General features: G+C 40.5%; 18 protein-coding genes and 1 riboswitch. Of the genes, 8 read left to right on the top strand and 10 right to left on the bottom strand.

Annotated elements, in window-relative coordinates; all coding sequences use genetic code 11:
- Positions 1 to 101: 101 nt before the first annotated feature.
- Positions 102 to 542, top strand: a complete 441-nt coding sequence (locus FTT72_RS07790) for an Rrf2 family transcriptional regulator (protein WP_180178150.1) — start codon at positions 102 to 104, stop codon at positions 540 to 542.
- Positions 543 to 687: 145 nt separating this feature from the next.
- On the top strand, positions 688 to 1,356 hold the full coding sequence (locus FTT72_RS07785; RefSeq protein ID WP_180064195.1) for an epoxyqueuosine reductase QueH: 669 nt from the start codon (positions 688 to 690) through the stop codon (positions 1,354 to 1,356).
- Positions 1,357 to 1,452: 96 nt separating this feature from the next.
- Here FTT72_RS07785 and FTT72_RS07780 read toward each other — a convergent pair whose 3' ends face one another.
- From FTT72_RS07780 to FTT72_RS07770, 3 genes are read right to left on the bottom strand one after another with little or no spacing between them, the layout of a single operon-like run.
- Positions 1,453 to 2,475, bottom strand: a complete 1,023-nt coding sequence (locus FTT72_RS07780; protein WP_180008840.1) for an ABC transporter substrate-binding protein — start codon at positions 2,473 to 2,475, stop codon at positions 1,453 to 1,455.
- Entirely contained in the window at positions 2,472 to 2,669 is a 198-nt protein-coding gene (locus FTT72_RS07775; RefSeq protein ID WP_168377511.1) for a hypothetical protein, read from the bottom strand. Before FTT72_RS07775 ends, FTT72_RS07780 begins: the two co-directional genes overlap by 4 nt.
- A gap of 11 nt (positions 2,670 to 2,680) precedes the next feature.
- The gene (locus tag FTT72_RS07770) at positions 2,681 to 3,121 is read right to left on the bottom strand and encodes a CopG family ribbon-helix-helix protein (RefSeq protein ID WP_078190923.1); all 441 of its coding nucleotides are present in this window, start codon (positions 3,119 to 3,121) and stop codon (positions 2,681 to 2,683) included.
- 447 nt (positions 3,122 to 3,568) lie between these two features.
- Here FTT72_RS07770 and FTT72_RS07765 point away from each other — a divergent pair, with 447 nt between their 5' ends.
- The 3 genes from FTT72_RS07765 (at position 3,569) to FTT72_RS07755 (ending at position 7,778) form a co-directional block, all read left to right on the top strand.
- A complete protein-coding gene (locus FTT72_RS07765; protein ID WP_180178149.1) occupies positions 3,569 to 4,651 on the top strand; it encodes a putative zinc-binding metallopeptidase in 1,083 nt (360 codons plus the stop codon).
- Between the two features lie 295 nt (positions 4,652 to 4,946).
- The gene (locus FTT72_RS07760) at positions 4,947 to 7,100 is read left to right on the top strand and encodes a TonB-dependent siderophore receptor (RefSeq protein ID WP_180178148.1); all 2,154 of its coding nucleotides are present in this window, start codon (positions 4,947 to 4,949) and stop codon (positions 7,098 to 7,100) included.
- A 66-nt stretch (positions 7,101 to 7,166) separates the two neighbouring features.
- Positions 7,167 to 7,778 carry a DUF4198 domain-containing protein gene (locus FTT72_RS07755; protein ID WP_180088351.1) on the top strand — a complete coding sequence of 204 codons (612 nt, stop codon included), beginning with the start codon at positions 7,167 to 7,169 and terminating at the stop codon, positions 7,776 to 7,778.
- 120 nt (positions 7,779 to 7,898) lie between these two features.
- On the opposite strand, the gene FTT72_RS16285 is transcribed toward FTT72_RS07755, so the two are convergent.
- Positions 7,899 to 8,030: a hypothetical protein gene (locus FTT72_RS16285; RefSeq protein ID WP_257220934.1), complete on the bottom strand. Its 132-nt coding sequence runs from the start codon at positions 8,028 to 8,030 to the stop codon at positions 7,899 to 7,901.
- A gap of 118 nt (positions 8,031 to 8,148) precedes the next feature.
- Here FTT72_RS16285 and FTT72_RS07750 point away from each other — a divergent pair, with 118 nt between their 5' ends.
- On the top strand, positions 8,149 to 9,702 hold the full coding sequence (locus FTT72_RS07750; protein WP_180115603.1) for a PepSY domain-containing protein: 1,554 nt from the start codon (positions 8,149 to 8,151) through the stop codon (positions 9,700 to 9,702).
- A 2-nt stretch (positions 9,703 to 9,704) separates the two neighbouring features.
- Complete coding sequence (locus FTT72_RS07745) at positions 9,705 to 9,986, top strand: hypothetical protein (protein ID WP_180088355.1); 282 nt, start codon at positions 9,705 to 9,707, stop codon at positions 9,984 to 9,986.
- 119 nt (positions 9,987 to 10,105) lie between these two features.
- Here FTT72_RS07745 and uca read toward each other — a convergent pair whose 3' ends face one another.
- The 4 genes from uca to FTT72_RS07725 all read right to left on the bottom strand — a co-directional run bounded on the left by uca (position 10,106) and on the right by FTT72_RS07725 (position 16,359).
- Complete coding sequence (gene uca / locus FTT72_RS07740; protein ID WP_180178147.1) at positions 10,106 to 13,711, bottom strand: urea carboxylase; 3,606 nt, start codon at positions 13,709 to 13,711, stop codon at positions 10,106 to 10,108.
- Between the two features lie 4 nt (positions 13,712 to 13,715).
- Positions 13,716 to 14,378 (bottom strand): urea amidolyase associated protein UAAP2, encoded by a 663-nt coding sequence (locus FTT72_RS07735; protein WP_120363690.1) that lies wholly within the window; start codon positions 14,376 to 14,378, stop codon positions 13,716 to 13,718.
- 11 nt (positions 14,379 to 14,389) lie between these two features.
- A complete protein-coding gene (locus FTT72_RS07730; protein WP_120363689.1) occupies positions 14,390 to 15,127 on the bottom strand; it encodes an urea amidolyase associated protein UAAP1 in 738 nt (245 codons plus the stop codon).
- A 29-nt stretch (positions 15,128 to 15,156) separates the two neighbouring features.
- A riboswitch (guanidine-I (ykkC/yxkD leader) is annotated at positions 15,157 to 15,268 on the bottom strand.
- Between the two features lie 197 nt (positions 15,269 to 15,465).
- A complete protein-coding gene (locus tag FTT72_RS07725; RefSeq protein WP_078190935.1) occupies positions 15,466 to 16,359 on the bottom strand; it encodes a LysR substrate-binding domain-containing protein in 894 nt (297 codons plus the stop codon).
- Positions 16,360 to 16,549: 190 nt separating this feature from the next.
- On the opposite strand from FTT72_RS07725, the gene FTT72_RS07720 reads away from it, so the two are divergent.
- Positions 16,550 to 17,251 (top strand): HAD family phosphatase, encoded by a 702-nt coding sequence (locus FTT72_RS07720; RefSeq protein WP_180041495.1) that lies wholly within the window; start codon positions 16,550 to 16,552, stop codon positions 17,249 to 17,251.
- Between the two features lie 89 nt (positions 17,252 to 17,340).
- Here FTT72_RS07720 and FTT72_RS07715 read toward each other — a convergent pair whose 3' ends face one another.
- Both FTT72_RS07715 and FTT72_RS07710 read right to left on the bottom strand, forming a co-directional pair.
- Positions 17,341 to 17,658: a hypothetical protein gene (locus tag FTT72_RS07715; RefSeq protein ID WP_373685855.1), complete on the bottom strand. Its 318-nt coding sequence runs from the start codon at positions 17,656 to 17,658 to the stop codon at positions 17,341 to 17,343.
- A 223-nt stretch (positions 17,659 to 17,881) separates the two neighbouring features.
- Positions 17,882 to 19,381 (bottom strand): succinate CoA transferase, encoded by a 1,500-nt coding sequence (locus tag FTT72_RS07710; RefSeq protein WP_171262652.1) that lies wholly within the window; start codon positions 19,379 to 19,381, stop codon positions 17,882 to 17,884.
- Positions 19,382 to 19,493 lie beyond the last annotated feature (112 nt).

Genomic DNA, 19,493 nt, shown 5'->3' with positions numbered 1-19,493 from the left:
AATACCTATATGTAACTTTAAAAGTTACTATATCATTTAACATGTTTATAAGAAACTTTTAATGTTACAATATATCAATTACCCTAATCATCTATTTCCTCATGCGTAAAGACAGTAAACTTTCAAGAATGCTACATGTTCTGTTGCACATGGCACGTGAAAACAAGCCTTTTACTTCCGATCAAATCGCTGAGATGCTGGAAACAAATCCTGTTGTAGTGCGTAGAACCATGTCGGGATTAAAAAAGCATGGATTTGTTGATTCTGAGAAAGGCCCTGGTGGCGGCTGGAGTTTGATTAAACCTTTGCATGACATTTCGCTGTATGACATTTACCTTGCTGTCGGTGAACCTTCAATTTTTGCGATTGGCAATGAAAATATGCAGCCAGATTGCTTGGTAGAACTGGTGGTCAATCGGGCGCTTGATCATGCCTTTTTTGAAGCGCAAGAAGTGCTGATTAAAAACCTTAAAGCAACTCAATTAGACCAATTGGCGCATGATTTTCAGATTGAATGGAATCAGCAGATGAACACTAAATAAAATAAATGCATCTTCAAATTGATTTCAATTTTAAGTCGCTATACTGAATCTGACTCAGCTCCAACTTAGAAAAAATCAGCATATTCGAGCTTTGATATGTCCATGAATCGCTAAAATATAAAGTTTATACTTATAGCTTATGATTATGTCTAACAAACTTGACCGTCAGAAACTGACGCTCCCAACAGGTCATGACAAGCTTTTATTGCATTCTTGCTGTGCGCCCTGTTCTGGCGAAGTCATGGAAACTTTAATTGAATCTGGTATTGATTTTTCGATCTTTTTTTACAATCCCAATATTCATCCAGTAAAAGAATATGAAATCCGTAAAGAGGAAAATATCCGCTTTGCAGAAAAACACAATATTCCGTTTATCGACTGTGATTACGACACAGACAACTGGTTTGAACGCGCCAAAGGCATGGAAAATGAGCCTGAAAAAGGTATCCGCTGTACCATGTGTTTTGATATGCGCTTTGAACGTACGGCATTATATGCAGCAGAACATGGCTTTAGCCTAATCAGCAGTTCACTGGGTATTTCACGCTGGAAAAATATGCAGCAGATTAATGACTGTGGTCATCGTTCGGCTTCACATTATGACGGAATAACCTATTGGGACTATAACTGGCGTAAAAATGGCGGTGCTGTACGCATGCTGGAAATCAGTAAAAAAGAAGAATTTTATCAGCAGGAATACTGCGGCTGTGTGTATTCACTGCGCGATACCAACCGCTGGCGTATGAGCCAAGGCCGTGACCGAATCAAATTGGGTGTGAAGTTTTATTCCAATGCGATGGATGAAGAAGCTTGAGTTCTGCCCTTCGTTATTTTTTATGGATATTAATTTGATGTTGTTAAGCCCTGAAATTTTTACATCATTCAGGGCTTTTTTTAGCTATATTTCAACTTATTTCAGTTCTTCAACCAACGTTGGATAGATTGATCCATCGACATCCATTTCGGTTTTATAAATGCCATTGGCAACATTAAATTTGTTCACGTGATAACTCGAGCCATAAAGTGAATCAAATCCTGTACCTTTTTTAAAGACTTGTTTATTGGCAGCCAAGTCCAATAAATGTGTGCCTCCAATAAACTGTTCATATTGTGCAGGGTCAACACCAACTCGGGTTGACATGATTTTCACTGCATCGGCATGCGTTGCAGGGTCGTTGATGTATTTAACCGTTTTATCCCAAACTTGAATGATTTTTTTCCATTCTTCTTTGTTGGCAGATAAATGCGTCATGTTGACGGTTAATGTGTCGTAAATCAGACCGGGTTTATCTTTCGATGTATAAATGATTTTAGAACCTGCTACCGCTTTCAAAGCTTGATTTGCGACCGGTTGCCACACGGCAATCGCTGCAATATCAGGACTTGCAAATACTTGTGGCAGCTCATTGGTCATGGTGTTGACCAACTTCACTTCAGAAGCTTGAATTTTTGCATCATCCAAAGCCGTCGCTAAAAGCAAATGATCAACCAAGCCTTTTTCAGTCGCGACACTTTTTCCTTTTAAATCGGCAAGGCTATTGACGCCATCTTTAGCAATGATGACATCATTACCCGCAGAATAGTCCGTCGCCATAATCATGACGCCTTTCGTGCCGCCAGAACCCGTGACTAAGTTGTCGCCATTGGTGACCAAAACAGCATCCAACTGATTAGCCGCAAATGCAGATAATGAAGCTGAATAATCAAACCATTTAAAGTCCACATTGACACCGGCTTCTTTCAACCAGCCTTTTTCAATAGCAACTTGCCATGCGACAAAACCAGGCCAGTCGCTATAGCCAATTGTGATGGCTTTTGTATTGACAGTGCCTTCTGCCTGAGCATTTGGTTCAGGTGTTTTGGCCGTATTGTCACAACCACCTAGTAAGATGGCGGTCAAAACGGATGCAGATAAGCAGGCTTTTTTGATCATAGTGCGATTTCCCCGATGGCATTACAGTTAAATTTGGTATTGGTGTACAAAAACGATGGTGTATTCGGATTGCTGACAGATTGAGCATTGTGCTTTGCACGATTTGGTCTTTGGTTACCTGCATTAGCATGTGCTTGCTGTTGGTCTGTGATTCGGTCTTTAAACTGACCTTGCGATCGATATAATTGGCCCATTTTAAAACTCCTTAATTCTTTGCATTTTGCGGAATTGGCGGCATTACAGCGTCCATCAACTCCAAATGTCCTTTAATCACACCTTTAAGTGCTGAAAAATGCTGACTGATGACTTTTAGCTCTGAACTAACGCCTTGCAGAATCATGACTTCTAAAATTTTGTGGTCATCAAGCTGAATATGCAGCGAGCTCACCACTTGTTCTAAAAACTGCTGCTGTAAATCTAAAAGCTGAATACGTAGCGCCGTACTACTTGCGTCATAAAGTAAGGTAAACGTGCCAACCATCACTTCGTTGCGCTGCTCCTGATCGGCAATCAGATGCTTATTGATCATGTCGACAATGGCCTGAGAACGGCTTTCATAATGCTGATCGACAATTTTTTGATCCAAAGCATCGACTGTTTTTTCAGGCACTGTAATACTGATACGCGCCAGCTTTTGTTTAGGCACTGTTTTTCCTTATTTTTTTTGCTGAATATAGAAACCCGCACGGGTGCTCAGTAGTTCAATAAATAAATGCTTTAATTGATGCAGAAATGTTGCAGATTGATGGCGGTTCATATGCATCTCCTGTTTAAGTAATACAAAATATTTATTTCGTAATATCGATAGAAATGCAGAATCTGTGCCAAGTGAGAAATACAAAAAATGATCGATTTTTTGGACTTTTAACTTTCTTTTAGATTTTACTGTTCATCATTTGTGCAATAAATGCACCCATCGAGACCCCTTTGCACTATTGCTGCGATGTGTCATTTGATGAAGGACCATTTATTAAGGGCGTTGTTCTTAAGCAAGAGCATTGACCGACAAGCAACAAACTCTATGTTCAATTTATTTCATCAACATTGAACATCATTTATACTGATTGATCATTCTATTTATCACTCAACGCCTATGAAGTATTTCAGCTGCGCGGTATGTTCTAACCAAATCTTTTTTGCCAATTCACACTGTGTCAATTGTCAGACTGCGCTAGGTTATATTGCCTCTGAAAAGCAAATGGGCTGTTTTGAAAAGCACAGCAGTAAGTTATGGCTTGCCTTAAATCCTGAAATAAAGGGAAAGCGCTTTAAACCTTGTCATAATTATCAGCATCATCAGGTATGTAACTGGATGGTGCCTGCTGACAGTGAGGAAATTTATTGTGAGTCTTGCCTGCTCACGCACACCATTCCCAACTTAGATAACCCAGACCATATTGTGTACTGGGCACGATTGGAACATGCCAAAAGGCGTTTTTTGTATTTAATGCAGCAGCTCAATACCATGCCGCGTCCTAAACGCAGCCAAGATGACCGTTTTGGACTTCGTTTTGATTTTCTGATGCCAACAGAAAATACACCTGTTATGACCGGTCATGCCAATGGAATTATTACCTTGAATGCCAGTGAAGCAGATGTGATTTACCGCGAAACAACGCGTATAAAAATGGGTGAAAACTACCGTACACTTCTAGGTCATTTTAGACATGAAAGCGGTCATTATTATTTTGATTTGATCAAACATTTACACCCTGAACTGATTGAGGAATTTCGAGAACTGTTTGGTGATGAACGACAAGATTATAGTGAAGCTTTGAAACGTCATTATAATGACGGTGCTCCGCAAAATTGGGCGGATTACTATGTTAGTTCCTATGCCAGTACGCATCCTTGGGAAGATTGGGCGGAAACATGGGCGCATTATTTGCACATGATGGACACTCTTGAAACCGCCTACTATGCAGGATTAGTGGTCAAAACCAATAAGTCAGATTTGAATAATTTAGAACTGAAAGAGAACCCGATTGGCGCTCAGGATTTTGACCTACTACTGCAACACTGGATGACCTTGACCTTTAATTTAAATGCGTTGAACCGCAGCATGGGCTTAGATGATGCATATCCATTTACATTATCAAATCCGGTATTGGATAAACTTAGATTCATTCATCATAAATTGCTCAACATGACCTTAAAAAATCAGCAGCATAATTAGATTGAACAAAACAAGGGATATAACTTAGATTTCTATTTAAACGCTATGTTTAACTCATACTGACTTATGGGCTACTCAGAAAAAATTCTAAATAGACCTTTAGTTTTAAACTTCAATTCCTTTGAAACATTTTCATAGCCTATCAAATAAACAATAGTCACCTATTAATATACTCTATAAATACAAATTCTATTAAAAGTTAACATTTCATTCATATTTTCTATTAGGCAACCGTTGTCACCTCACATATTAATTAATAAACTTAATGATAATTGTTTTCATTTATGAAATAAAAATGTCATCTCATAAAAGCCTTGTTTTTAAATTATCACTCATCAGTTTGGCTGTACTTTCCCATCAAAGTTATGCTGAGACATCCCAGCAGCTCCCGACCATAACTATTGCTGTCGATCGTCAGCAAGCAAATAAAAGTTCAGAACAAAGCAAAGCCTATATTATTCAAAACTCTTCTACCGCATCTAAACTGGATATTGCACTGAAAGAGACGCCTCAGACTGTCAATGTGGTTACACGCCAGCAACTGGATGATTTTGCACTGAATAACACACGAGACGTACTGCGCAACACTCCTGGTGTAATTGTCAGCAATCAGGAAACCGAACGTTCTTCCTATTTAGCACGCGGTTTTGAGATCTCGAATATCATGTTTGACGGTGTGGGATTCCCGCTCAGCAGCTACAACTATAACAATGATAATCCAGACAGCTTTTTATTTGACAGAGTTGAAGTGGTTAAAGGTTCTGATTCGTTAAACAACGGTATTGGAGATCCGGGTGCCAGCATCAATATGATTCGAAAACGTCCTGCACAGGAACTTCATGCCTCGTTGAACTCAAGCTATGGCTCTTGGGATACTCAGCGTTATGAAGCGGATATCTCCTCTCCCCTGAATCAAGATAGCACTGTCCGAGCGCGGGTATTTGGTTTTGAACAAAAAGGTGGCAGTTATTTAGACCACTATGAATTGGAGAAAAATGGCATTGGCGCAGTGTTTGCTGCTGATCTTACTGACAGCACGACATTAATTGCTGGATACACCGAAACTAACCATAAACCGAATGGCAATAACTGGGGAGCAAATCCGCTGATAACGACCGAGGGAGAACAGCTCGATTTTCCACGCAGTTACAATTACACCCCAGACTGGACCTATTGGAATACCAATGTCAAAAATTACTTCGCCGAGCTTGAACAGAAGCTGGGCGGCGATTGGAAAGCCAAACTGGTTTATGATGAAAAGCAGACCACTCGCGACTCAAAACTTCTATATTTATTAGGCAATCCAAGTGCTGATGGCACATCTGGTGTGTATTTATGGCCAGGCATGTATGACGATAATGATAAAGAACGTCAAGTGAGTTTAAATATTAACGGAACTTACCCTTTATGGGGGCAGCTCCATGAAGCCTCTTTTGGCTATTCATGGGCAGATAACAACATGAATGAAATTGCACATGGCGGTACTTATACCAACCCAATTACATCAGACTTAGGCAGTCTAACGCCAGATGAACCTGATTGGGATATGTCTACAATTACGGGTGAAACACATACCAAGCAAAAAAACCGCAGTCTGTATGCCGCAACCCGCCTGCATTTAAATGATGATCTCAAGCTACTTGTAGGTGCTAATTATGTTCAAGCGCAAAGCAAAGGCAGCAGTTATGGCACCGACATGTTTTATGATGAAAGCAAAGTATTGCCATATGCAGGTTTGACCTACAACTTTACGCCTGAATATACAGGCTACATGAGCTATACCTCAATTTTCCGCCCGCAAACAACAAAAGCGCTCGATGGCAGCATCAATAAACCGATTGAAGGTGAAAGCTATGAAATAGGGATTAAGAGTTCATGGCTAGATGATAAGTTAACTGCAACTATGGCCGTTTTCCGTACAGAAGAAAGCAACTACCCGCTTCGCAACTCAGATGGCATCCCGACTTTACGTAAAACTGAGGTCAGTGATCTGCGCTCGCAAGGCTATGAATTTGGCTTGGCTGGGCAACTCACAGATCATTTAAATCTAAGTTTCGGCTATACCCAATTTAGCCTTAAAGATTTAATTAACGGCGGTGATGCTCGTACCTTCAACCCTACACAAGCCATTAATTTATTGACAACTTATCAAGTCCCGCAGCTCCCAAAATTAAAACTCGGTTTCGGATTGCAATGGCAAGACAAGACCTATTTAGATGTTCCTGAAGCCAGCTCTAATGGCACTATTACACAAAAAGCGGGTGTGATTGAGCAGGATGCCTATGCCTTGCTGAATGCCATGGTCAGCTATGAGGTGAATGATCATCTGACTATTCAAGCGAATGGCAACAACCTGACCAATGAAAAATATCTCTATAGTTTTCCTGACCAGCAAGGTTTTTACGGCGCGCCAGCAAATTACAGCGTAGCACTCAGATTTAAATATTAATTCCATACAGGCCTTAAGTATTTGCCTTAAGGCCGTCCACAGATTTTCAATATTGCAGGATGAATCATGAAAAAAATCTTTGCGCTTTGCACTGGTCTCACATTCACACTCTCCGCACAAGCGCATATGCTTTGGCTGGAACGCGATGCAGATGATCAAACCCGCGCCTACTTTGGCGAATACAGCGAACAGGTGAAAGAAACACAAGATACATCTCTCAAATCATTTAATTCAGCCGTGGCAGAGCAAAATAAACAGAAGCTCAAGGCCAAGGTTCAGTCCGATCATCTTGCCTATGCCTCCAAAGGCGCGGCTGATGTAAAACTCAGCAGTGAACTGATGTATGGTGAAGCACTGCTCTCTTACCATGCGAAAGCGGGAAGATCAGATTTAAAAGCAGTTTCTGAACTGGATATTGTTCCTGTTCAAGCCAACAGCAATACATTCGCTGTATTTTATCAAGGCAAACCTGCAGCTGGACTGGAACTGACTGTATTTTCCCCTCAATTTTGGCAAAAGAAATATACTGCCAATTCTCAAGGCCAAATCACCATAGATACGCCTTGGAAAGGCCAATATGTAATTGAAGTCAGCAAAGAGTCTGACAAAGTAGGAAAATTTAATCAGCAAAATTACAGCAAGCAGTATTTGGTCACAACTCTAAGTTTTATTCAGTAAGTTCGGCCAATAATTGCCTGATTGATCCTCTCGTTTAGGCTTGCAGGATCAATCTGTTTTCACATCAAGTAAATTAAAACGACTCAGCATGATCTCTGTTCCCCAGCCACTCATCCTTCTTTACCGGCTATTGCTGACCTTTGGCATAGGCTTCTTGTGCTGCGCATTAGTGGCGCTGAATTTAACCCAATTGTTCAGCACATTTTTACCTAAAGCAGAATCGGTATTTCTTGCAGGTTTTTGCGCATTCATTTTTTATACCTGCTTCGTCATCTGTGCATTTTGTACACCACATATCAAACGCTTTTCTGTTATCAGCATCGCTTTTTTATTCGGGCTATTTTTACTTGACCATTCCATAGGCTAATTCATGCATAAATCTGTACGCCAATCGATGGCATGGCTTCATTCATGGATTGGACTGCTCTTTGGCTGGCTGTTATTTGCGATTTTTTTAACAGGATCCGTCACATATTACCGCCAAGAAATCAGTCTATGGATGCAACCACAATTTGCAAGTATGCAAGTTAATCAGCAAACTGCTGTTGAAACTGCAGTCAGCTATCTGCAAAAAAATGCGCCTGATGCTAAAAGTTGGTACATCGGGGTTGCAAATCAAAGCATGCCCGTGAATAAAATTTACTGGCAAAAGGCAGATGGCGGATATGACAGTAAAACCTTAGATGCAGCCACAGGTAAAGAAATGGCCGCATCTACAACTCAAGGCGGAGATTTCTTTTACAGTTTTCACTTTCAGCTCTACGGTGTGCCCTATTATATTGGCAGGCTGATTACGACCATCGCGGCGTTTATTATGCTGATTACGCTCATTTCAGGAGTGATAACGCATAAAAAAATATTGACCGATTTTTTCACTTTAAGAGCCTTTAAAGGACAACGATCATATTTAGATTTTCATAATGTTTCTGCTGTTGTCGCACTTCCCTTTTTTTTGACTATAACTTTTACTGGTTTAGCCATTTTTTTCTATGTTTTGTTGCCATCTGGTATGAAAAAAATCTATCCAGATAATCCATTTCAATATTTTGAAGAAATTCGTACCACAGTAACTATGCCTCATCAAACTACAATAAATAAAGCAGAGATGAAGTCAATTCATTATTTTTTAAATACAGCACGGCAGCAGTGGGGAAATTCGGCTATTGAAAATATAACTATCCAACAACCCAATACTACCCAATCGCGGCTCACCATTACCGAATTGAAAGATCAATCAATTACTCGAAATCAAGCGCAAATAACCTTTAATGCTGCCAATGGCAAAATGTTGGGCTCAACACGGAATACCAGTGCCATCGCAACACTCAATGCAGGTGTATATGGGCTACATATGGCAAAGTTTGCTCAGCCTGCATTACGTTTGGGCTTTTTCTTTTCTGGCATTTTAGGCTGTGCCATGATTGCTTCAGGCCTTTTGCTGTGGAGTTTAAAACGACAAATGCAAAGGAAATCGGAAAGTTTTCATCTGGGCCACTATGTAGTGAACCGTCTCAATATTGCGGCTATTCTTGGGCTCCCGCTGTCTATGCTGGCCTACTTATATGCAAACCGAGTGATGCAAGGTCATAGCAGTGTCGCAACTTATGAAGTTTACGCATTTTTTGGCATTTGGCTTAGTAGTTTAATTACAAGCTTAGTTATGCCACAACGCATGCTTTGGAAAATGCAGCTTAAAATTTTTATTCTTGGCGCCCTGCTGCTACCGATCATTAATATTTACTATTTAATTTCACATGGCTACATCCATTCATGGGCTCAATATTGGACCTTTTTGAGAGTAGATCTCATGATTTTAATTTTTGGACTGTTGGCCTTATTTTTACATCAAAATATTGTGCCCATTCAACAAAGGGCCGTAGATAAAATTAAACGTAAACAGCAGGCTGTACTGGAGAACATCTAAACATGCATTTGATTTTTGGTTTTATGTTGATTGTCATTGCGCTTTGGTGCTTTTATCAAGTGAGTGCAAAACGTTTAGTACACACCCAAAAAACTCAGCTGGCTTGGATGGCTCGTTCTCCACTATTAACCAAATTAGTAGCAAGCCTATGTTTGCTCATAGCACTGTTTGTATTTGCTCAACCTTATGGCAACAGCATTAGTATTATTGCACTTTGTATTTTTACCGCACCGCTTTTATTTGCATTTATCCTAAAAGTGAATAATTTAAAATCAACAAAATAGCTTAAAGCACTTGTTATAAACAATAATATTTATAACAAGTGCTTAGGTATATAGGTCGTTTACTTTAGACGTCTAATGAATAATAAATTCTGCTAAACAAACTTTTCTACTTTATATCTTTAAGCCACTGGAGCTAAAGTAAACAACACCTGCCCCGTTTTCACTGTTTGCCCTTTTTCAATGGTAATTTCAGAAACCATCATACGTTCAGGCGCAATAATCGGAATTTCAATCTTCATCGCTTCAATCACCACAAGCGTTGCACCTTCTTCCACAATATCACCTGACTTGCATTCAATTTTCCAAATACTTCCCGGCATGTGTGATTCCACCGCACAACCACCTTCAGGAATTTGAACATCACTATCATCTATCACAGCATCTAAGCTTTCAGAAACATACTCTGCAAGCCCAGCTTCATGCCAACGACGACGTTCTTCATCAAAATTGGCTTGTTGTACCGATTTAAATGCTGAGATTGATTCTGCATTTTCAGTCAAGAAGTCATTGTATTCTTTTAAGTTGAGTACGCCTTCTTCTACACGCAGTTTTAAGCGACCCGCTTTAAAGTCCTCACGCATCTGCATCAGTTCAGCTTCTGAAACTTCATAAAACTTAATTTGGTCAAAGAAGCGTAGTAACCACGGCATGCCTTGTTCAAAATCAGGGTTTTTACGGTAGCGTGACCACATTTGCGTGGTACGACCCACAAATTGATAGCCCCCCGGACCTTCCATACCGTACACGCACATATACGCACCGCCAATACCGACAGCATTTTCAGGTGTCCATGTCCGTGCAGGATTGTATTTCGTCGTCACTAAACGCTGGCGAGGATCAAGAGGTGTTGCCACAGGTGCACCTAAATACACATCGCCCAAACCCATGACCAAATAACTCGCGTCATAAACCACATCTTTGACCGCTTGTTTGTCTTTTAAACCATTAATACGACGGATAAACTCAATATTGTCAGGACACCATGGCGCATCTGGGCGTACTGTTTGCATATAACGCTCTGTCGCTAGCTGGGTTTGTGAATCCTCCCAAGCGAGTGGTAAATACACAGTCCGTGACGGTACTTGCATTTGGGTCACATCAGGCAATTCAGCTTCAGCGACTTGCAGTAAACGAAGTAAATCAATTTGATCAAGCTTGATCGAATCAAAATGGATTTGTAGCGAACGAATCCCCGGTGTGAGATCAATAATCCCTGTGATATTTTGCTTTTGAACCCATTGCATGAGTGCATGAATACGGAAACGTAAGTTCAGATCTAAAACTAACTCACCATATTCCACCAACATGTAGTTATTGCCGGCAGGACGATACACCACATCAGGCGTACCATTCTGACCTTTTAAAGTATCAAGCACCGCATTTTTTAAGGTGGAAAGTTCAGGATAAAATGACTCATCAAATGCCACAACCTGCGTATCAGATGCTTCTAATTGTGCATGATATTTTTCATTTAAAAGTTTCGCTTGATGATAACTCACAGGTATAAATTTGACTTTGTCTCCTGCTTTCAATTGACCGAGTTTCCAAAGCTCAGAATTAATCACCACGGCAGGACAAACAAAGCCTCCTAAACTTGGACCATCTGGACCCAAGATAATCGGCATATCGCCCGTGAAATCAATCGCACCAATCGCGTATGCATTGTCATGAATATTTGATGGATGCAAACCTGCTTCACCACCATCCTCACGTGCCCATTCAGGTTTTGGACCAATCAAACGAATACCTGTACGGCTTGAGTTAAAGTGAATCTCAAAAGTATTGGCAAAGAAGGTATCAATGTCTTTTTTAGTAAAGAAGTCTGGTGCACCATGCGGGCCGTACATCACCGCAATTTCCCATTCATGACTAAACGTTGGCACTTGTTCAGGCGCAAGTGCTGTCACTTGTTCAGATGTAAATGCCGTGATTGGCAACATATCTCCAATCAATAAATTACGACCAGCATGACCACCAAACTGACCCAAGGTGAAGGTTGCTTGTGAGCCGAGATATTCAGGTACATTTAAACCGCCTTTAATCCCGATATAGGTGCGGCAACCTGTGGCAATTTTGCCACATTTGAGCACCTGACCTTTACGCACATTCACGTTCTGCCACATCGGAACTTGAGCGCCATCTAGTGTTGATGGCATATCGCCCCCGGCAAGCACGATTTGGCTGTCACAATGGAATTTTAAAGTCGGACCTTGTAGCGTACATTCTAAGCCTGCAGTGTTATAGGCATTACCAAGTAACTGGTTTGCGACATTCAGTGATAGTGGATCAATGGCACCTGATGGTGGCACACCGACATCCCAGTAGCCCAAACGACCTGTGACATCTTGCACAGAAGTTTGAATGCCTGATTGCAACACTTCAATTTTTTGGGTTTTCCACTCAAATGTATTTAAGAATCGTGTGGTTTGCGTACCAGCTTTAAATACATCACAGTCGATAATATTTTGTAGATATTCAAGATTGGTTTCGATACCTGCAACCGATGTTTTGCCGAGTGTTTCGGTCATTGCAGCAATTGCCAAGTCTCGATCATCCGCTGTCACAATGATTTTCGCAATCATCGGGTCATAGAATGACGATACATTTGAACCCGTTTCAACCCAAGTTTCATTACGCGCATTGGCATCAAAATCAACATGCGTTAAAAGCCCTGCACTCGGTTGGAAGTTTTTGATTGGGTCTTCGGCATACAGACGCACTTGAATTGAATGACCTTTAGATACAAGTTCTGCTGTTGGTGCAATCCAATCGCCACTACCTAAAGTCACCATCCATTCCACAAGATCTACACCAAAGACTTGCTCCGTCACACCATGTTCAACTTGCAGGCGGGTATTCACTTCTAAGAAATAGAATTCCTGTGTGTCGGTATCCATCACAAACTCAACTGTACCTGCCGAACGGTAATTTACCGACTGCATCAGCCCAATCGCAATCGATTGAATATAAGCACGTTGATCATCATTGATATGTGGTGCTGGGGTTTCTTCCACAACTTTTTGATTACGGCGCTGTACCGAACAATCGCGCTCGCCAAGTGCCAAGACTAAGCCTTTGCCATCACCAAAAATTTGCACTTCGATATGACGTGCATTTTGTACAAATTTCTCAAGGTACAAACCCGCATCTTTAAAGTTGGCTTGGGCAAGATATGAAACCGTAGAATAAGCATCTTTCAACTCTTCTTCATTCCACACCAAACGCATACCAATACCGCCACCGCCTGCGGTACTTTTCAGCATCACAGGATAACCAATACGATTGGCTTCAAGCAGTGCTTCAGCTTCATCTGCCAAAAGCTGACTGCCCGGAAGAAGTGGTACATTGGCTTGAATCGCGAGTTGACGCGCGGTATGTTTTAAGCCAAAGGATTTCATTTGTTTTGAGTCTGGCCCTAAAAATACAATGCCTTGCGCTTCACACAGATCACAAAATTCTGCATTTTCAGACAAGAAGCCATAGCCGGGATGAATCGCTTCTGCACCTGTTTGCTTTGCAACTTCTAAAATTTTATCGACATTTAAATAGCTTTGGCTGGCAGGACTATCACCAATAAATACAGCTTCATCAGCTAAGGTCACATGCAAAGAATCACGGTCTGCTTCTGAATACACAGCAACAGATTGAATGCCTAATTTTTTAAGTGTACGAATCACACGGCAAGCAATTGCACCACGGTTGGCAATGAGGACTTTATTAAACATGATATTACTCCTCACCTTCACGAATGATCAATTGAATTTTTGTTGGGTTATAGGCATTACATGGGTTATTCAGTTGTGGACAATTGGAAATGAGGACGATTAAATCCATTTCAGCTTTAATCTCGACATATTTACCCGGTGCAGAAATACCATCATCAAATTTAAGATGACCCTCCGCTGTCACAGGCACATTCATAAAGAAGTTAATATTTGGACCGATATGGCGCACATTTAAGCCATGTTTTTTGGCAATCGAATGTTGCGACAGAGCAATCATGAAATTATTACGGCAACTGTGCATTGGAAATTTGTCATGTGCATAGCGAACAGTGTTGCTTTCACATGAACATGCACCGCCTAAGGTGTCATGACGGCCACAATTATCGTCATGGATGGTAGCAATTTTGTTGCCAAAGTTAGTGTATAGCGCTGTGCCTTTTTCTAAATAAATCTGTTGGTTAATGGCTAAGGTATCTGTTGCGCTATAACGCTCTTCAGGGTTTTGGCTAGAGATAAATAGCGTATCCACCGCTTGATTGCCTTCGAGGTCAACGATACGGAAATATTGCCCTTTTTTGACTTCGCACATCCATGCTTCGCCAGCAGGACATACTTCGCTTAACACTGATTTTTCAAAATTTTGTGTTGGATTTACTAATGCAGTCATGATCATTCCCCTCAAGCCGTTAAAGCGTAATAGCGTTTATTATTTTGAAAAGCACGTTGATTTTGCGGGCAAGAATCACGGCAAACATCTGTATCTGCCAAAGGCAATGCCTTAAATAAGCTTAGTTGTACATCGGCAGGGTTATATTCTTCTGCTTGAGATAATCCATGTGGTGCACTAGATAAAAAGACCAAACAATCCATTTCAAAGCGAAGTTCAATCACTTGATCAGTGTTGTCCGAAGCAACATAACTTAAGTTGCCATTGTCATCAGGTTGAACTTTAGAGAATAAATTTAAGGTACTGCTGAGGTCAGTTGCATATAAGCCAAACTTGGTCATTTCAAGCAATAAGCTATCTTTGCCATTACGGTACATATCATTACGGGCATCTTGGAAAGTTTTGCTGCCGTATTGTTTTTCAATTTGCGATGCCGTACTTGGTGCACAAAAAGCATCATTCCAAGCGTGATCATCTTTCACAATCGAAATCATGGCACGGCCTAAATCCGATGCCAAAATATGACCTGTACTTAAATATGCCGTGTGCTGCCCTTTAAGGCTATCTGGCATGTTGTAGCGTTCGAGCTTATCTTCACTATTTACACAGTAAAGCGCCACATTGGCATTTTGCCCTAGCGATTTAAGCTGTAATACAGCGCCACGCTGAATACGCGCTGACCAGTGGTGTCCACCCGGTAAAAGTTCAGTCCATAGTGCTTTATCGTCATGATAATGTTTTGTGCTCATTGCAGCCTCTGCCTAATTCTTAACTGTTTACCTCCCGGGCTTTTATCCCTCCGTGCAGCTTTGCTTTGAATTAAAACGAAGCCGTGAACTCTCGGTCGCGGTCATACATATAAATGCATCGGAACCCTAGATCACTTTATGATGTATGTAGAAATGCAAAGGCTGTGCCAATTTAGTATTACCAATTTATATAAACGTAATACTGCTATTTATTAGACTTTTTTATAGTATTGAGCTATAGCATGACCAAATCGGGTGCAGCCCATGCACAAAATTGCTGCAAAAATTGCAAAAAAAAAGCCCAAAATCATTTTTGGGCTTTATGTAATGCATAAAAATTATTTTACCAATATCTCATGGAACATATGACGTAGCCATTGATGGCTGGTTTTATGATGGCAAGACATATGCCAATATTGCTTCACGCCATAGGTTGGAAATGCAATCGGTGCGTCAAATATTTTTAAGTTGCCGCGCGAAAGCAATACTTCACTCAAGTAATACGGCACAGTAGCAATCGCATCAGTGTCTTGCACGACTAAGCCTACACCTAAATAACTAGGTAAACGCATCAAAATATCACGTTTTAAATCAAGGTTAAGCAGCTCATTTTCAATATGGTAGTGCCCCATCCCTGCATCAATATCAATATGCGACTCTGACAAATATTGCTCAGTTGTAATAGTGTCACCCGTTAATCGTGGATGATCCTTAGCTGCAATCACCACATAATATTGCTCAAACAATTTTTGCTGATAAAAGCCGCTTTCCAAATGCGGTAAAAACCCCAGTGCTAAATCAATTTCACCATTCGCCATCTGATAACTGGTTTCAGTGGTAATCGGGCGTACATTCAGACGTATTTGTGGCGCGTGTTTTTTTAGATATTGGCTGATTTTAGGCAATAAAACCAAATGCGAAACATCGGTCATGGCCAAAGTAAATTGTTGATCTGAAATAGCTTGATCAAAATTAATCGTAAAATTATTAATGGCTTCAACTTTACTCAAGGCTTCGCTGACTAAAGGAAATAATTGACGCGATAACTCCGTAGGCACCATTTCATTGCCGATACGTAAAAATAAGGGGTCGTTATAATGCTGTCGTATTTTATTTAAAATATTACTGACTGTAGGCTGACTCATTTGCAAGTGTTCAGCAGCTTGCGACACATTTTTGTACTTATAAACATGAAAAAAAATGCTAAGAAGTTTACAGTCCAATTCAAACACGAAAGATTTAGTCCCTAATTAAATATTGCAAGTTATGCTGTGCATCATCTGCTGAATTATACAAAAAGCCAATAACGAAATATTACTTTTATTGCAGATGAAACGCCAGTTTAGCCTGCTCAGTTGAGTTCAGCTTTTCAACACTCCAATCAGTCCGCATAATAGACCCAGCACGAATTTGGATATCAACATGCTTCAAGGAAAAAAACTGGTTTGTTTTGATTTAGATGGCACACTTATCGACTCTGTTGGCGTGTGGAATCAGGTCGACGCAGATTTGATTCAACAGTTAACTGGACAAACCATCCAACTGGGTTTAATTCAACGTGAACGTGACATTCAGCTGCAATTATTTAAAAACACACCAGACCCTTACTTAATGTATTGTAACTATCTAAAAGATACTTATAAGATTGAACAACACACAGCAGATCAAATCAAACAGCAACGATATGCCATTTCACAGCATTTTTTAGAACATATCATCTTGCTTAAACCACATGCAGCGTTATTTGTTCAACAGCTCATTCAGCAAGGCATTCAGGTGGCAATTACCACCACGACCAGCTTGCAAAATATTTATCGATATCAAAAAAATATTAACATCTATCCAATGCTGCATTTTGAAAATAGCTTTGATCTGATCCTGACCCGTGAAAGTGTCAAAAATATTAAGCCGCATCCTGAAGTCTATTTACAGGCGATTGAACATTTTGCAGTTCGACCTGAAGAATGTTTAATTTTTGAAGATTCACTCATTGGTGTAGAAGCTGCAAATGCAGCAGGCATTGAAGTGGTTGCCGTGTATGATGCATATTCAGAGCACGAAATTGAGCAAATCAAAAATAAAGCGGATTATTTTATCCATGATTTCTCTTCGGTTCTGAACTAAGTTAAAGTAAATAAACGTTCGCTTAAAAGTTAAAAAGCAGCCCAACTTAGAGGCTGCTTTTGATATTTTTGCATCTATAGATAATTGATCTATTTTACTTTTTTATAAATGGATCCAGACCCAACTAAATTTCCAGTTTTTTCGTCAATCGCAAATTCAACAGCACCTGTCCCAGAGTTTACAGCCAGTAACCCAGATTCAGCAACAGACGCAGGTACAGGATTTTTCTTTTCAGATTTACCACTTTGTTTATCTTTTAAAGTATTGGTAATAAAATAGTTTTCACCATTTTTACTAATAATCAACGCATTTTCAAGCTGCGGATCTACTGCGGTATTTTGCCATGTTCCAGCATAATCAGGCGCTGGGCTTTGTTTACATGCCGTGAGGAGAACTGCGAGCAACATCGCAGAAAATAATTGAATCTTTTTCAAAATACTGACCTTCTTTGTCAATGAGTTTTGCATTATAGAAAGCCTTGAAGATAACTTAAGACCGTTCGTGTTATGCAAAAGTTTCAAACCAAGTGCTGCTGTTTTTCTTTTGTCATGTTTTGAAACATTTGTAGTCTTTCATAATAAATAAGCCCACTTGATCGTGGGCTTATTTAAAAATTTTCAATCTTTAGGTTTATACGATTTGACGCATTGAACCGGTTTCTTCAAAAGTGGCATGCCAAGATAAAGCCTCTTTTAAAATATGCGGCGTTTGACCACCACGCTCACATGCGCGTTCAAAGTAGCTCAACAATGCTGCGCGATAATCTGGATGCGCACAGATTTCAATGACTTTACGTGCACGCTCACGTGGTGAAAGACCACGTAAATCTGCCAAGCCCTGCTCTGTAACCACGATATCAACGTCATGGTCAGTATGGTCGGTATGGCTCACCATTGGCACGACCGATGAAATTGCACCGCCTTTTGCAATCGACTTGGTTACGAAAATGGCAATGTGTGCATGACGAGTAAAATCTCCTGAACCGCCGATACCGTTCATCATTTTCGTACCCGTCACATGGGTCGAATTTACATTTCCATAAATATCAAACTCAAGCGCCGTATTAATCGCGATAATGCCTAAACGTCGAATGATTTCAGGGTTATTGGATAGCTCTTGTGGACGTAACACAATTTTGTCTTTGTACTGATCAAAATTATTCATTACATGCTGTGCACACGGCTCAGACAGCGTCATTGAACAGCCTGAAGCAAAATTCATTTTTCCAGAATCAATTAGCTGGAAGGTACAGTCTTGTAGTACTTCTGAATACATTTCCAAATCATGGAAATTTGAATGCTCAAAACCTGCAAATACAGCATTGGCAATGGAACCTACACCTGACTGTAGCGGGCCTAAATTTTCAGGCAAACGCCCTGCTGCCACTTCACCTTCGAAGAAATCAATCAAATGCTGAGCAATCGCTAGGGTTTCAGCATCAGGTTCATCCATTTTAAACTGGGTATCTGGCAGATCATTCAACACAATAGCTGAAATCTTATCGGGGCTGACATTGATCCCAATTGTACCAATACGTTCACCGACCTGAGTCAGTGGAATTGGCCCACGGTTTGGTCGCGCTTTCGGCACATAAATATCATGTACACCTTCGAGCACTGGGTTAATCGTATTATCAATTTCAATAATCACATGATCTGCCATTTCAATGAAATTGGCTGAGTTACCACATGAACCTGTCGGAATAATTTGACCATCTTCGGTAATTGCAGTCGCTGCAATAACGGCCACATTAATGCGCGGTAAATTATGATGACGAATATTGTCAGCCATTTCAGACAAGTGTTGGTCAATATACATGACCTCGCCAGCGTTAATGGCTTTACGTAAACCAGGATCTGCCTGATACGGATAACGACGTTCTATCGCATGCGCCGCATTGAGGCGACCATCGATACTATTTCCTAAACTAGCACCCGTTGCCAACGTGATACGAAGAGGATGTGAAACTGCATGATCTGCAAGTGCCAATGGAACCGTCTTTGCCTCACCTGCACCACCAAAACCACTTAAACCAACCACTGAACCATCTTGAATTAACTCAATCGCTTTTTCAGCAGACATTACTTTGTCGCGAAGGGAGAGTAAGCGAATGCGATCTAAACCATTCATAATTAAATCTCAAAAAATAAATATCTCAAAATAAACATCTTTTTTCGCCATCCCAGCGAACTGAGATAGCGTTTGTTATTGCTTATCTAAAAACGTACTTATCTAAAAGCTT

Origin of the sequence: Acinetobacter sp. YH01005 (assembly GCF_013420465.1) — a bacterium.
GTDB lineage: Bacteria > Pseudomonadota > Gammaproteobacteria > Pseudomonadales > Moraxellaceae > Acinetobacter > Acinetobacter amyesii.
The sequence above is the reverse complement of the archived record's forward strand: the minus strand, read 5'-3'. Positions and strand labels throughout refer to the sequence as shown.

Coding starts and splice junctions, on each gene's coding strand:
- FTT72_RS07790 (WP_180178150.1), top strand. CDS start 102: ATGCGTAAAGACAGTAAACTTTCAAGAATGCTACATGTTCTGTTGCAC.
- FTT72_RS07785 (WP_180064195.1), top strand. CDS start 688: ATGTCTAACAAACTTGACCGTCAGAAACTGACGCTCCCAACAGGTCAT.
- FTT72_RS07780 (WP_180008840.1), bottom strand. CDS start 2,475: ATGATCAAAAAAGCCTGCTTATCTGCATCCGTTTTGACCGCCATCTTA.
- FTT72_RS07775 (WP_168377511.1), bottom strand. CDS start 2,669: ATGGGCCAATTATATCGATCGCAAGGTCAGTTTAAAGACCGAATCACA.
- FTT72_RS07765 (WP_180178149.1), top strand. CDS start 3,569: ATGAAGTATTTCAGCTGCGCGGTATGTTCTAACCAAATCTTTTTTGCC.
- FTT72_RS07760 (WP_180178148.1), top strand. CDS start 4,947: ATGTCATCTCATAAAAGCCTTGTTTTTAAATTATCACTCATCAGTTTG.
- FTT72_RS07755 (WP_180088351.1), top strand. CDS start 7,167: ATGAAAAAAATCTTTGCGCTTTGCACTGGTCTCACATTCACACTCTCC.
- FTT72_RS16285 (WP_257220934.1), bottom strand. CDS start 8,030: ATGAATGCGCAAAAACCTGCAAGAAATACCGATTCTGCTTTAGGTAAA.
- FTT72_RS07750 (WP_180115603.1), top strand. CDS start 8,149: ATGCATAAATCTGTACGCCAATCGATGGCATGGCTTCATTCATGGATT.
- FTT72_RS07745 (WP_180088355.1), top strand. CDS start 9,705: ATGCATTTGATTTTTGGTTTTATGTTGATTGTCATTGCGCTTTGGTGC.
- uca (WP_180178147.1), bottom strand. CDS start 13,711: ATGTTTAATAAAGTCCTCATTGCCAACCGTGGTGCAATTGCTTGCCGT.
- FTT72_RS07735 (WP_120363690.1), bottom strand. CDS start 14,378: ATGACTGCATTAGTAAATCCAACACAAAATTTTGAAAAATCAGTGTTA.
- FTT72_RS07730 (WP_120363689.1), bottom strand. CDS start 15,127: ATGAGCACAAAACATTATCATGACGATAAAGCACTATGGACTGAACTT.
- FTT72_RS07720 (WP_180041495.1), top strand. CDS start 16,550: ATGCTTCAAGGAAAAAAACTGGTTTGTTTTGATTTAGATGGCACACTT.
- FTT72_RS07715 (WP_373685855.1), bottom strand. CDS start 17,658: ATGTTGCTCGCAGTTCTCCTCACGGCATGTAAACAAAGCCCAGCGCCT.
- FTT72_RS07710 (WP_171262652.1), bottom strand. CDS start 19,381: ATGAATGGTTTAGATCGCATTCGCTTACTCTCCCTTCGCGACAAAGTA.